The 13,565-nt window shown below is 61.1% G+C and carries 10 protein-coding genes; 6 read left to right on the top strand and 4 right to left on the bottom strand.

Going from position 1 to position 13,565, the window contains the following annotated elements:
• Positions 1 to 37: 37 nt before the first annotated feature.
• The 4 genes from ruvX to gshB all read right to left on the bottom strand — a co-directional run bounded on the left by ruvX (position 38) and on the right by gshB (position 3,215).
• Positions 38 to 475 carry a Holliday junction resolvase RuvX gene (ruvX, locus tag AC3WK5_RS23985; protein ID WP_054594455.1) on the bottom strand — a complete coding sequence of 146 codons (438 nt, stop codon included), beginning with the start codon at positions 473 to 475 and terminating at the stop codon, positions 38 to 40.
• Positions 475 to 1,044, bottom strand: coding sequence for a YqgE/AlgH family protein (locus AC3WK5_RS23980; protein WP_103316761.1), 570 nt, complete (start codon positions 1,042 to 1,044; stop codon positions 475 to 477). The genes ruvX and AC3WK5_RS23980 overlap by 1 nt, the downstream gene beginning before the upstream one ends.
• Positions 1,045 to 1,284: 240 nt before the next feature.
• Positions 1,285 to 2,184 carry an energy transducer TonB gene (locus tag AC3WK5_RS23975; RefSeq protein WP_103316759.1) on the bottom strand — a complete coding sequence of 300 codons (900 nt, stop codon included), beginning with the start codon at positions 2,182 to 2,184 and terminating at the stop codon, positions 1,285 to 1,287.
• A gap of 77 nt (positions 2,185 to 2,261) precedes the next feature.
• Entirely contained in the window at positions 2,262 to 3,215 is a 954-nt protein-coding gene (gene gshB, locus AC3WK5_RS23970; RefSeq protein WP_103316756.1) for a glutathione synthase, read from the bottom strand.
• Between the two features lie 234 nt (positions 3,216 to 3,449).
• Between gshB and pilG the strand changes: the two genes are divergently transcribed.
• From pilG to AC3WK5_RS23940, 6 genes are all read left to right on the top strand, one after another.
• Positions 3,450 to 3,854 (top strand): twitching motility response regulator PilG, encoded by a 405-nt coding sequence (gene pilG / locus AC3WK5_RS23965; RefSeq protein WP_103316754.1) that lies wholly within the window; start codon positions 3,450 to 3,452, stop codon positions 3,852 to 3,854.
• A 57-nt stretch (positions 3,855 to 3,911) separates the two neighbouring features.
• Positions 3,912 to 4,277 (top strand): twitching motility response regulator PilH, encoded by a 366-nt coding sequence (gene pilH, locus AC3WK5_RS23960; RefSeq protein WP_019694067.1) that lies wholly within the window; start codon positions 3,912 to 3,914, stop codon positions 4,275 to 4,277.
• 10 nt (positions 4,278 to 4,287) lie between these two features.
• Positions 4,288 to 4,827: a chemotaxis protein CheW gene (locus AC3WK5_RS23955; protein ID WP_054594450.1), complete on the top strand. Its 540-nt coding sequence runs from the start codon at positions 4,288 to 4,290 to the stop codon at positions 4,825 to 4,827.
• Positions 4,828 to 5,013: 186 nt separating this feature from the next.
• Positions 5,014 to 7,074 (top strand): methyl-accepting chemotaxis protein, encoded by a 2,061-nt coding sequence (locus tag AC3WK5_RS23950; protein WP_103316753.1) that lies wholly within the window; start codon positions 5,014 to 5,016, stop codon positions 7,072 to 7,074.
• A gap of 38 nt (positions 7,075 to 7,112) precedes the next feature.
• Positions 7,113 to 13,043 (top strand): Hpt domain-containing protein, encoded by a 5,931-nt coding sequence (locus AC3WK5_RS23945; RefSeq protein WP_103316751.1) that lies wholly within the window; start codon positions 7,113 to 7,115, stop codon positions 13,041 to 13,043.
• Positions 13,036 to 13,497: a chemotaxis protein CheW gene (locus tag AC3WK5_RS23940; protein WP_103316749.1), complete on the top strand. Its 462-nt coding sequence runs from the start codon at positions 13,036 to 13,038 to the stop codon at positions 13,495 to 13,497. The genes AC3WK5_RS23945 and AC3WK5_RS23940 overlap by 8 nt, the downstream gene beginning before the upstream one ends.
• Positions 13,498 to 13,565: the final 68 nt, after the last annotated feature.

Below are 13,565 nucleotides of genomic sequence, written 5' to 3'. Positions count from 1 at the left end.
AAGAGAGGCACTGTGGCGCCTCTTCAGGATTCGGCTTTCAGGATTCGAACAGTGCAGTGTTTTCGTCGAGCCAGCCTTGCAGCAGCAGGGCGGCAGCGATGGCGTCGACCGGGTTGTCGCGGTAACTGCCTTTCTGCCCGCCCTGTGCCCGCCGTTCACCTTTGGCCTCAAAGGTGGTCAGACGTTCATCGTGGGTATAGAAGGGCAGGTTGTAGCGGCCATTCAGGCGGCGGGCGAACTTCTCGGCGCGCAAGCACATGTCACTGGGCGTGCCGTCCATGTTCAGCGGGAGGCCGACCACCACGGCGTCGGGTTTCCATTCCTTGATCAGGGCTTCGACCTGATTCCAGTCAGGAATGCCGTTTTGCGCCTTCAAGGTGCAGAGCTCGCGGGCCTGGCCGGTAATCACCTGGCCGACCGCAACGCCGATCTGTTTGGTGCCGTAGTCAAAACCCAGAATCAGACGCAGGGCCATCAGGCGTGTCCTGCCTGGCTGGTCAGCAGGCTGAGGTTGATGCCCAGGCGCTTGGCGGCTGCTTCCAGGCGCAATTCGCTGCTGGTGTTGAACAGGATGTCGGCATCGAACGGGCAGGTCAGCCAGGCATTGTCGGCCAGCTCGGTTTCCAGTTGCCCGGGTTCCCAACCGGCGTAGCCGAGGGCGATCAGGCTTTTGCTCGGGCCAACGCCATCGGCGATGGCAAACAGCACGTCCTGGGAAGTGGACAGCGCCAAGCCATCCAGTTCGACCGTTGCCTGATACGTCGAGCCGATCGGGTGCAGGACAAAACCGCGATCGGTCTGTACCGGGCCGCCAGTGAAAATCGGCACGTGCTGGCACAGTGGCGAGGGTTCGATGTCTGGGCGCAATTGCTCGAGAATGTCCGCCAGGCTCAGGTCTTGTGGGCGGTTGATGATCAACCCCATGGCACCATTGGCCGTGTGCTCGACGATGTAGGTCAAGGTGTGCGCAAAGTTCGGGTCGGCCATGTGAGGCATGGCGATCAGGAAGTGATGCTTGAGGTAGCTCGGGCTGACGTTCTTCATAGGCGCTAGTGTGGCGTTGGAGGGGCAAACTGACAAGCTGGGGATGCGCAGGAAATGCTGATTGGATTCACCGCAGGCCCCTGTGGCGAGGGAGCTTGCTCCCGCTCGGTCGGTCCGAGCTCGGGCGTAGCAGTCGCAATCCAGCTGGCGCGTTGTGCCCGATTGAATGGGGTTGCTGCTTTTGGGGCCGCTTTGCAGCCCAGCGGGAGCAAGCTCCCTCGCCACAGATGAGCGCCAGTGTCAGTTGCTGGAGAGCTTGTCTCCGCGCGCAAATTTCCACGTACGAATGATTTCCAGCCGGTCGATATCCGACAGGTCGCCGGTAAACGGCGCAAACGGTGCGGCCAGGCGGACGATGCGCTGTGCGGCTTGATCCAGCAGCGGCTGGCCGGAGGATTCCAGCACCAGCACTTCATACAGCGAGCCGTCGTGGTTGATCGAGACCATCAGTCGTAAGTTGCCATAGATCTGCTTGCGCCGGGCTTCTTCGGGGTAATTCAAATTACCGATACGCTCGACCTTCTTGCGCCATTCGTCCTTATACCAGGCGCCCTTGTCGCGCATGGTCGAGGCGGCGCTCAGGCGGTGGATGCGCGGGCGCTTGGCATACAACTGTTGTTCGTTGGCCAGCTCCGCTTCCAGGCTGGCGATGTCGCTGGACAGCTGTGAGCTGTCGAATGTCGGTGTCACGGCCTTGGGCGTCGGCTCGGCCTTGACCTCTTGTTTCTTGGCCACGGCTTTCTTTGGCGCGGGTGCGATAGTGGTCACGGCGGCTTTCGGCGCGGCTTCCTCTACCTGGGGTTTGACCGATGGCGGGGGCGAGATTTTTTGTACCTTGTTGTCCTGGAATGGTGCGATCTCGGTGGTCTTGGGGATCGCTTTTTTATCCAGGGTGCCGCTGCCTTGCTGGTTTTCCTGGGCGAGGAAATCGGCTTTTGCCGGCTTCTTTTCGCTTTTGAAGGTGGCGAGGGTGATTTCCAGGGTTCTGCTGATCTGCTTGGGTTCGACAAAGGTGAACCCGATGCCCAACAGCAAGGCCAGGTGAATCAGCGCCGCAAGAAACAGGGTAAAACCGAGGCGATCGGCCGGGCGCACGCCACGGTGGGCGAGTTCGGGAGGCAGATCGGACGGAAGTGTCATAACAAGAAAACCAACATCGCGTTTTTCACAGGCCGGGCATGATAACGCAATGTTGGTCGTAACTTGGGTGTTCTATATCAACGCGCTTTAAGCTTCTGATCGATGGCAGCCATCAGCATTTCGCCGATGTTCGTGCCAAAAGCGTTGTCGATCTCGCGAATACAGGTCGGACTGGTGACGTTGATTTCGGTCAGGTGCTCGCCGATTACGTCGAGGCCGACGAACAGCAAGCCCTTTTCACGCAGGGTCGGGCCGACCTGTGCGGCGATCCAGCGGTCCTTGTCGGTCAGCGGGCGTGCTTCGCCACGACCGCCGGCGGCCAGGTTGCCACGGGTTTCGCCAGCGGCCGGAATCCGCGCCAGGCAGTAATCCACCGGTTCGCCATCGATCATCAGGATGCGCTTGTCGCCGTCCTTGATCGCCGGCAGGTAACCCTGCGCCATGATCTGCTGTTTGCCGTGCTGAGTCAGGGTTTCGAGGATCACCGACAGGTTCGGATGGCCCTTGGTGTGACGGAAGATCGACGCACCCCCCATGCCGTCCAGCGGCTTGAGAATCACATCACCATGATGATCGGCGAAATCGCGCAGTACATCGGGACGGCGGCTGACCACGGTCGGCGGCGTGCACTGCGGGAACAGTGTGGCGAACAGTTTTTCATTGCAGTCGCGCAGGCTCTGCGGCTTGTTGACCACCAGCACGCCCGCGCGCTCGGCTTGCTCCAGCAAGTAGGTGGAGTAAACGAACTCCATGTCGAACGGCGGATCCTTGCGCATCAGGATCACGTCCAGATCGCTCAGCAGCGCGTCGGTTTCGGCTTCCAGTTCGAACCATTTTTCCGGATTGGCGAAGACTTTCAAAGGACGCATCCGCGCCCGGGCTTCACCTTCGGCCTGGTACAGATCGCGCTGTTCCATATAGAACAGCGTCCAGCCGCGCGCCTGGGCGGCCAACAGCATGGCCAGCGAGCTATCCTTTTTATAGGAAATGCTGGCGATAGGGTCCATGACAATCCCGACGCGAACGCTCATGGGTTTTTCCTCGAAATTTGGGTGGTCGAAGCGACATGAAAAAGTGGCGTCAGAGTGGCGCCCAGTGTGTTCCCGGTCAAGGAAAAACCACCTCGAAGGTTGCTCGATAGATTGGATTTGGAGACTGTGCTAAAAAGGCTGCCATATCGTTCTGGCCCTTGAGCATCAAGGGTTTCGGGCCCTCGGTAAGCCGCAAACGACAATTTGATTCGCAAAGGCGACGGTAGAGCAGATATGGAACAGCATTCCAGCGCCTTGAAGGTCATGGTGATCGACGATTCGAAAACGATTCGCCGTACCGCCGAAACGTTGTTGAAAAACGTAGGCTGTGAGGTCATCACGGCCATCGATGGTTTCGATGCCCTGGCCAAGATTGCCGACAATCATCCCGGCATCATCTTTGTCGACATCATGATGCCGCGTCTGGATGGCTATCAGACCTGCGCGTTGATCAAGAACAACAGCGCGTTCAAGTCCACGCCAGTGATTATGCTGTCGTCCAAGGACGGGTTGTTCGACAAGGCCAAGGGGCGCATCGTCGGCTCCGACCAGTTTTTGACCAAGCCTTTCAGCAAGGAAGAACTGCTGAGTGCGATCCAGGCCCATGTACCGGGCTTTGCCGTTGTTTCGCCGCAGTAAGACACGCACAGTGACGCTCGGCCAGCGGGCCCGGCGTCTACAAGAATGGGGAAGACCATGGCACGTATTCTGATCGTCGATGATTCGCCGACCGAAATGTACAAACTGACCGGCATGCTGGAAAAGCACGGTCACGAAGTGTTGAAAGCCGAAAACGGCGCAGACGGTGTGGCACTGGCCCGCCAGGAAAAACCCGACGCGGTGCTGATGGACATCGTCATGCCCGGCCTCAACGGTTTCCAGGCCACCCGCCAGCTGACCAAAGACCCGGAAACCGGGCACATCCCGGTGATCATCATCACCACCAAGGATCAGGAAACCGACAAGGTCTGGGGCACCCGCCAGGGCGCCAGGGACTACCTCACCAAGCCGGTGGAAGAAGACACCCTGATCAAGACCCTGAACAACGTGCTGGCAGGCTGACGGCCGACCCATGGCCGAGTCGCTGACCGCCTTCGAGCTGCTGCTGCAGATCGATCAGCGCTGCCGCCTGCTGGCGGCGGACCTGCCTTCGCAGCAAACCCGCAATCACGGCTGGAGCGGGATCGGCTTTCGCCTCGGCGAGCGCTGGTACGTGGCGCCGATGGGCGAGGTGAGCGAGGTGTTGCACGAGCCGCGTCTGACTCAGTTGCCGGGGGTCAAGTCGTGGGTCAGGGGCGTGGGTAACCTGCGCGGACGACTGTTGCCGGTCATGGACCTGTGCGGTTTCCTCGGGATTGAGTTGTCTGCGCTGCGCAAACAGCGGCGCGTACTGGTCGTTGAGTATAAAGAGCTGTTCGTCGGGTTGATGGTCGATGAGGTGCTCGGCATGCAGCACTTCAATCAGGCCAGTTTCGAGCCGGCATCACTGGACGCTCAGGGTGGTGCGGCGGGACTTTTCATAAAGGGACAGTTCGAACGCGAGCAACGGTGGCAGGTCTTCAGCCCGTTTGCCCTGGTGCAGTCCCCACGGTTCATGGATGTAGCCCTGTAAACACGACGGACGGGTTGGCACTATCCCTGTAGCAGCTGCCGAAGGCTGCGTTCGAGTGCGGAGCACTCGCAAAACCAGGCACCGCAGAGTGTCAGGTTGAAAAGGTTGGCAGGATTTACGACCGCTTCGCGGCCGGACGCAGGCTTCGCCAGCTGCTACGGATCGCGATCTTTTAGGCGAGGATCGATGATAAAAGCAAATACAGGCAAGGCTACGGAAGGGTCGCGCAGTCGTGCACAGATCATTGTGCTGTTCATGGCGCTGATCGTGTTCATCGTGTTGCTGTTCGCCAACTTCGCTTACCTCAATACCCAGGCCTCCTACGACAAGCAGTACATCGGTCACGCCGGAGAGCTGCGCGTGCTGTCCCAGCGCATTGCCAAAAACGCCACTGAAGCGGCGGCCGGCAAAGCGGCGGCGTTCAAGCTGCTGAGTGATTCGCGTAACGACTTCGCCCAACGCTGGGGTTACTTGAAAAAAGGTGACCCGACCACCGGTCTGCCACCAGCACCCCACGCGGTGCACGCCGAAATGCGCGCGGTGCAGCAGGACTGGGAGCGCCTGCTGAAAAATACCGACGCGATCCTTTCCAGCGAACAGACTGTGTTGTCGCTGCATCAGGTCGCCGCGACCCTGGCCGAGACCGTGCCGCAGCTGCAGGTCGAGTACGAAAAAGTCGTCGAAATCCTGCTCCAGCGCGGCGCACCTGCTGCTCAGGTCGCCATGGCTCAGCGCCAGTCGTTGCTGGCCGAACGGATCCTGGGCGCGGTCAACACGGTGCTCGTCGGCGACGAAAATGCCCAACAGGCGGCCGACGCCTTTGGCCGTGATGCGGCGCGCTTCGGTCAGGTGCTCAACGGCATGCTCCAGGGCAATCCGTCCCTGAAGATCAGCGAGGTCGAAGACCATGACGCGCGTGCCCGGCTGACCGAGATTTCCGAGCTGTTCGAGTTCGTTTCGGGCTCGGTCGACGAGATCCTCGAAACCTCGCCTGAACTGTTCAAGGTCCGCGAGTCGGCGGGCAACATCTTCAACTTGTCGCAGACCTTGCTCGATGAAGCCTCGCACCTGGCCAACGGCTTCGAAAACATGGTGGGCGGGCGTTCGACCGACACCATCGGCGGTTACGTGCTGGGCTTGCTGGCGCTGATGTCAATCATCCTGATCGGCCTGGTGATGGTTCGTGAAACCAATCGCCAGTTGCGGGAAACCGCCGAGAAGAACGAACGTAACCAGAACGCGATCATGCGCTTGCTCGACGAGATCGAAGACCTCGCCGATGGCGACCTGACGGTCACGGCATCGGTCACCGAAGACTTCACCGGGACCATCGCCGACTCGATCAATTACTCGGTCGATCAGCTGCGCGATCTGGTCGCGACCATCAACCTGACCGCCGGCCAGGTCGCTGCCGCAGTGCAGGAAACCCAGGCGACCGCGATGCACCTGGCCCAGGCCTCGGAGCATCAGGCCCAGCAGATTTCCGAAGCTTCGACAGCGATCAACGAAATGGCCCAGTCCATCGATCAGGTCTCGGCCAATGCCGCCGAGTCGTCCGCCGTTGCCGAGCGCTCGGTGGAGATCGCCAACAAGGGCAACGAGGTGGTGCACAACACCATTCACGGCATGGACAATATCCGTGAGCAGATTCAGGACACGGCCAAGCGGATCAAGCGTCTGGGCGAGTCGTCCCAGGAAATCGGCGACATCGTCAGCCTGATCGACGACATTGCCGACCAGACCAACATTCTCGCGCTGAACGCCGCCATCCAGGCCTCCATGGCCGGTGACGCCGGGCGTGGTTTTGCGGTGGTTGCCGATGAAGTCCAGCGGCTGGCGGAGCGCTCGTCGGCGGCCACCCGACAAATTGAAACTCTGGTGCGGGCGATCCAGACTGACACCAATGAAGCGGTGATTTCCATGGAGCAGACCACCACCGAAGTGGTGCGCGGCGCGCGACTGGCGCAGGATGCGGGGGTGGCCCTGGAAGAAATCGAAGGCGTATCGAAAACGCTCGCAGCGTTGATCCAGAGTATTTCCAACGCGGCGCAGCAACAGACGTCTTCGGCGGGTCAGATATCCTTGACGATGAACGTGATCCAGCAGATCACCACGCAGACCTCGTCGGGCTCCACGGCCACCGCCGAGAGCATCGGCAACCTGGCGAAGATGGCCAGCCAGCTGCGGCGTTCGGTGTCTGGTTTCACCTTGCCGGCGGTGCCTGAGCGCAGCGCCGACAAGGCTTGAACGATGCCTGCTGGAAAAGCATTTTGATGGGAGTGGTTATGGGTGATCGGCACGACTATGTGGCCCTCGAATGGGTCAAGGGCGAAATTGCCGAAACGTTGAAGCAGGCGTTTATTGCCCTTGAAAGCATGGCCCTCGACAACCGGGTCGAAGAGCCGCTGACGGCGCACGCGATCGCGGAGTGCCTGGCGGGGATTCATCAGGTTCACGGCAGTTTGCAGATGGTCGAATTCTACGGCGCGGCGTTGCTCGCCGAAGAGATGGAGCAGCTCGCGGCGGCGTTGCAGCACAACCGCGTCAGCCACCGCGATGAAGCCATTCGCCTGCTGCAACAAGCCCTCGGCCAACTGCCGATTTACCTCGACCGAGTACACAGTGCCCGCCGTGACTTGCCGTTGGTGGTCTTGCCGTTGATCAACGACCTGCGCAGCGCCCGTGGCGAAAGCCTGTTGTCGGAAACCAGCCTGTTCAGCCCGCAGTGGCAAGCGCTTCCCGAATTGGATGACGACACGCTGGCAATGCTTGAGCCGGCCGAGCTGCCGAATGTGCTGCGCAAATTGCGGCAAATGTTGCAGATGGGACTGGTCGGGTTGCTTCGCGAACAGGACGACACCACCAATCTCGGCTATCTGGCCAAGGTCTTTGCACGCCTCGAAATGCTCTGCGACGGGGCGCCATTGGGGCCGTTGTGGCAGATCGCTTCGGCGCTGGTCGAAGGCATGCTCAGCGGCAGTGTCGCCAACAGTCCGGCGCTGCGCAGCCTGTTCAAGGACGCTGACAAGGAACTCAAGCGCCTGCTTGAACACGGCATCTCGGAAATCAATCAGCCAGCGCCGCCTGAATTGCTCAAGAGCCTGCTGTTCTACATTGCCAAGGCACAACATCCCACTGCGCAGATGCAAGCCATGAAAGAGCGTTATGCCCTGGACGACGCGTTGCCCGACAGTGCAATGGTCGATGAAGAACGCGCTCGCCTGGCTGGCCCGGACCGCGACGCGATGCGCTCGGTGCTGGCCGCGCTCTGCGAAGAACTGGTGCGGGTCAAGGAGCGCCTCGACCTGTTCGTGCGCAGTGACCGACAACATGTCTCGGACCTCGACAGCCTGCTGGCGCCACTGCGGCAAATCGCCGACACCCTGGCGGTGCTCGGCTTCGGTCAGCCGCGCAAGGTGATCATCGATCAACTGGCGGTGGTTCTGAGCCTGGCCCAAGGCCAGCGCGAGCCGAACGACGCGATCCTGATGGATGTCGCCGGAGCCCTGCTTTACGTCGAGGCGACCCTGGCCGGAATGGTCGGCACCGTTGAGGAAAACCGCGAAGAGAGCCGGTTGCCGACCACCGACCTGACGCAGATCCACCAGATCGTTATCAAGGAAGCGCGAATCTGCCTGCAACAGGCCAAGGACATGATCGTCGACTACATCGACAGCGATTGGGATCGACAGGTCTTGCAGCCGCTTCCGGCCGTGCTGACCCAGGTGCGTGGCGCGTTGGCGATGATTCCGTTGAGTCGCGCGGCAAGCCTGCTGGAAGCCTGCAACGGTTTCATTCGCGAGCATCTGCTGGCAGACCAGACGCGTCCCGATTGGCCACAACTCGATAGCCTGGCCGACGCCATTACCAGCATCGAGTATTACCTGGAACGTTTGAGCGAAGACCCTGAGGCGCCTGGCGAAAAGATCCTCGATGTCGCCGAGCAAAGCCTGGCCGCTCTGGGGTATTTCCCTGGCGAGGTGCCTGTGCCGCTGCCCGAAGACGTGCTGAGCCCAGGCTTGGCGTTGGTGATGCCGGATCTGCCGGCACTGGATAACCCGCAGATCGCCCAGTCGCTGGCCGAGGTGTTGGCCAGCCCGGCCCGTGCCGTCAATCCGCCTGCGCTGATCACGCCGGGCAGTCTGTTGCCGCCGCCGGCCGATGAAGAACCGGTGGATGCCGAGCTGCGCGAAGTCTTTCTCGAGGAGACCGATGAAGTCCTGGATATCCTGCGCGAATACTTGCCGCGCTGGGTCGCCAGCCCCGAAAGCACCTCGGTCCTGAGCGAGTTGCGTCGCGCTTTCCATACCTTGAAAGGCAGCGGGCGAATGGTCCGCGCTCTGGTGTTGGGCGAGTTGGCGTGGGCGCTGGAGAATCTGCTCAACCGGGTGCTGGAACGCAGTGTCGAACCGGGTCCGCCGGTTTATCAGCTGCTGGATGAAGTGCTGCAACTGCTCCCTGAACTGATCGCTGAGTTCGCCGCCAACACCCAGCGTCAGCGCGATGATGTCGACCGCCTGGCCGCTCGCGCCCATGCCCTGGCGAAGGGGGATGAAACCCTGCCGGACACTGCGTCGCATGATGACGCGATGCTTGATCCGCAGTTGCTGGAGATCTTCCGCAACGAAGCTGAAACCCACCTCCAGAGCCTCGACCGTTTTCTCGACCGGGCCGCTGAGCATGTGCCGTTGCAGGCCAGCGATGAGTTGCAACGCGCCTTGCACACCCTCAAGGGCAGCGCTTCGATGGCCGGTGTGTTGCCGATTGCCGAACTGGCGGCGCCGTTCGATCATCTGGCCCGCGAGTACAAGGCGCACCAGATTGCGCTGGACCTGGATGAAGTCGAGCTGCTGCTCGAAGCCGGTGAACTGTTGCGGCGCGGGCTGAAGCAATTGAGCGGTGATCCGCTGATGCCGATCAGGGGTGCCGAAGACTTGATCGGGCGCACTCAGGCGCTGCTTGCCGAGCGCCTGGACGCCATCCTCAATGCGCCGAACACGGGGTTGCGGATCAAGCGTGATCCGCAACTGATCAACAAATTCCTGGCCCAGGGCATGGATATCCTGCTGGACGCCGAAAACCTCTTGCAGCGCTGGCAGCAACACCCCGGCGAGCGGCAGGAACTCAGCGCGCTGCTGGATGAATTGACGACCCTGGGCGAGAACGCGCACCTGGCCGATCTGCATCCGGTGGACGAGCTGTGCGAAGCCTTGCTCGACCTCTACGGCGCGGTGGAGGAAAGCAGCCTGGCGGTCAACGAGCGGTTCTTCCATGAAGCGCAAAGTGCTCACGAAGCGCTGATCAACATGCTTGATGAACTGGCCGCCGGCCAGGAAGTCGGTTCACAACCGGCGCGGGTGCGGGCCTTGCGTGATTTGCTCAATGAGGGCCTTGATCCGTCGGCCATGGGCCTGATTCGCAGCGATGGCAGTCGCACGCTGAGCATTACCGAACTGGGCAGCGCCACCAGCGAGCTGGCACAGGCGCAGGCGTTGACGATTGACGATGAAATCGTTTCGATCTTTCTCGAAGAAGCGGTGGATATCCTCGAAAGCGCCGGACAGGCCTTGCAGCGTTGGCTCAATGATCCAGAGAGCGCTGCGCCGCTGTCGTCATTGCAGCGCGACTTGCACACTCTCAAGGGCGGCGCACGAATGGCAGAGGTTGGGCCGGTCGGCGATCTGGCCCACGAGCTTGAAAGCCTTTATGAAGGCTTGGTCGACCGGCGCTTCAGTCATTCACCAGCGCTCGGGGTGTTATTGCAACAGAGCCACGACCGCCTCGCGATGTTGCTCGAACAGTTGCAAAACCATCAGCCACTGAGCGATCCGGGTACGTTGATCGAGGCGATCCAGCAATTTCGGCAAAGCACTGGCAGTACGGCTGAAGTGGTCGAGGCGGCGGCTGCGAATGATGCGGCGAGCCACGATCCGGAACTGTTGGAGATCTTCCTCGAGGAAGGTTTCGACATCATCGACAGTTCGGGTGCGGCGCTGTCGCGCTGGCAGGCGGACCCGCAAAATCGTCAGGAAATGGAAACCCTGCTGCGCGACCTGCACACCCTCAAGGGCGGCGCGCGAATGGTCGAAATCGCCCCGATTGGCGACCTGGCCCATGAGCTGGAATTTCTTTACGAAGGGTTGTCGACCGGCTTGCTGCACGCCATACCGGCGTTGTTCGATCTGTTGCAACGCAGCCATGACCGGTTGGCGCAGATGCTCGATGCGACCCGCGCCGGCCAGCCGGTGCTGCCGGCGGACAGCCTGATCGACGCGATCAAGGCCTTCACTCACCCGACAGCTGACAAGGCCCCGACACCGGCTCCGGTGGTTGAAGTGGCACCGGTGGCCAAGCCAGAGGCCGCGGCGCTGCAACCGGACGCTGGCGCCGATATGGTCAAGGTGTCGGCCGAATTGTTGGACGATCTGGTCAACCTGGCCGGGGAAACCTCGATCTTTCGCGGTCGCATCGAGCAGCAAGTCAACGATGCGCAAGTCGCCCTGAGCGAGATGGAAACCACCATCGAGCGCATGCGCGATCAGTTGCGCCGGCTCGACACCGAAACTCAGGGCCGGATCCTCAGCCGGCAGCAGGTTGAGGCCGAGCGCCTGGGCTACGAAGAGTTCGATCCACTGGAAATGGACCGTCACTCGCAGTTGCAGCAGTTGTCGCGGGCATTGTTCGAGTCGGCGTCCGACTTGCTCGACCTCAAGGAAACCCTCGAGCGCTGCAACCACGACGCAGAGAACCTGCTGCAACAACAAGGTCGGATCAATACCGAACTGCAGGAAGGCTTGATGCGTTCGCGCATGGTACCGTTCGAACGGATGCTGCCGCGCTTGAAGCGCATCGTTCGTCAGGTTTCCAGCGAGTTGGGCAAAGACGTCGAGTTCATTGTCGGGAACGCCGAAGGCGAGATGGACCGCAATGTGCTGGAACGCATGGCGGCGCCGCTTGAGCACATGCTGCGCAATGCTGTCGACCACGGTCTGGAGTCCGCCGAAGTCCGTCGTGCGGCCGGTAAACCCGAGCAAGGCCGCATCACCCTGGACTTGTCTCGTGAGGGCGGCGACATCATTTTCGACATCCGCGACGACGGTGCCGGCGTGCCGCTGGATGCCGTGCGGCGCAAGGCGATCAAGCGCGGGTTGCTCGATCCCGGTAGCGACATGAGCGATCGCGACGTGTTGCAGTTCATTCTGCAGCCAGGGTTTTCCACTGCCGAGAAAATCACCCAGATCTCCGGGCGTGGCGTCGGTATGGATGTGGTTCACGAAGAAGTGCGGCAACTCGGTGGCTCGATGGTCATCGACTCTGTGCCTGGGCACGGCGTGCACTTTCGCATTCGTCTGCCGTTCACCGTGTCGGTCAACCGCGCGTTGATGGTGCAGTGTGCCGAGGATCAATACGCGATCCCGCTGAACACCATCGAGGGCATCGTGTGCGTGCTGCCCTTTGAGCTGGAGGGCTATTACCAGCTCGATCCACCGCTATATGAATACGCCGGGCAACGCTATGAACTGTGCTACCTCGGCGAGCTGCTGAAGACCAGCGTCCGCCCGAAACTGCTGGGCCAGAGCCTGCCGTTGCCGGTGTTGCTGGTGCAGTGCAACGAGCGGCGCATCGCGGTGCAGGTCGATGCGACGACCGGTACCCGGGAAATCGTGGTGAAAAGTCTCGGCCCGCAGTTCGCGGCGGTGCAGGGGTTGTCTGGCGCGACCATTCTTGGCGATGGCCGGGTGGTGCTGATTCTCGACCTGCTGACGCATATCCGCGCCATGCAGACGCAGGTGTCACCGCAGCGGGTCATTCAGGAGACGGCCACGGAGGCCGAGCCGCAGCGTTCGATGCTGGTCCTGGTGGTCGACGACTCGGTCACCGTGCGCAAGGTCACCAGCCGCCTGCTCGAACGCCACGGCATGAACGTGCTGACCGCCAAGGACGGCGTCGACGCCATGCTGTTGCTGGAAGAGCATATGCCCGACCTGATGCTGCTGGACATTGAAATGCCGCGCATGGATGGTTTTGAAGTGGCCATGCAGGTTCGCAACGATCCACGGTTGCAGCACCTGCCGATCATCATGATCACCTCGCGCACCGGTCAGAAACACCGCGACCGGGCGATGGCTATCGGCGTCAACGACTACCTCGGCAAGCCGTACCAGGAATCGGTATTGCTCGAAAGCATCGCTTTATGGAGCAAAACCCATGCTTGAACACCGCACCAGCAACCTCACCGGGCTGCTGCTGCCCTTGGCCGATCGCAACCTGATCCTGCCCAATGTCGCCGTCGCCGAGTTGATCGACTATCAGCCCGGCGCCTTTGACCTCGATTCACCGCCCTGGTACCTGGGCCTGGTGACCTGGCGCGAGCGGCAAATCCCGCTGTTGAGTTTCGAATTGGCCTGCGGCAACAAAACCGTGATCGGCGACCGTGCGCGTATCGTCGTCCTCAACGCTCTCGGCGGGCGCCCGCACCTCAAATTCATCGCCTTGCTGGTGCAAGGGATTCCACGCTCCTACAAGCTCGACAGCCAGTTGAGCTATGTCGACGTGCCGCTGTGCTCGCTGGAACACGCCGCGGTCCAGGTTGCCGAACACGTGGCGAAAGTCCCGGATCTGCTGGCGCTGGAAGAGTTGTTGGTGGGGGCGGGGTTGGTTGCGCAGTGAGTTGATCGGTCCCTTATGGGGAACGATAAGTCCCACAAAGGGACCGCTTTAGTCCATGACATTTGATT

The organism is Pseudomonas sp. FW306-02-D09B (assembly GCF_058782685.1).
Note: the sequence above shows the minus strand (reverse complement) of the source record. Positions and strands in the feature narration are given on the sequence as shown.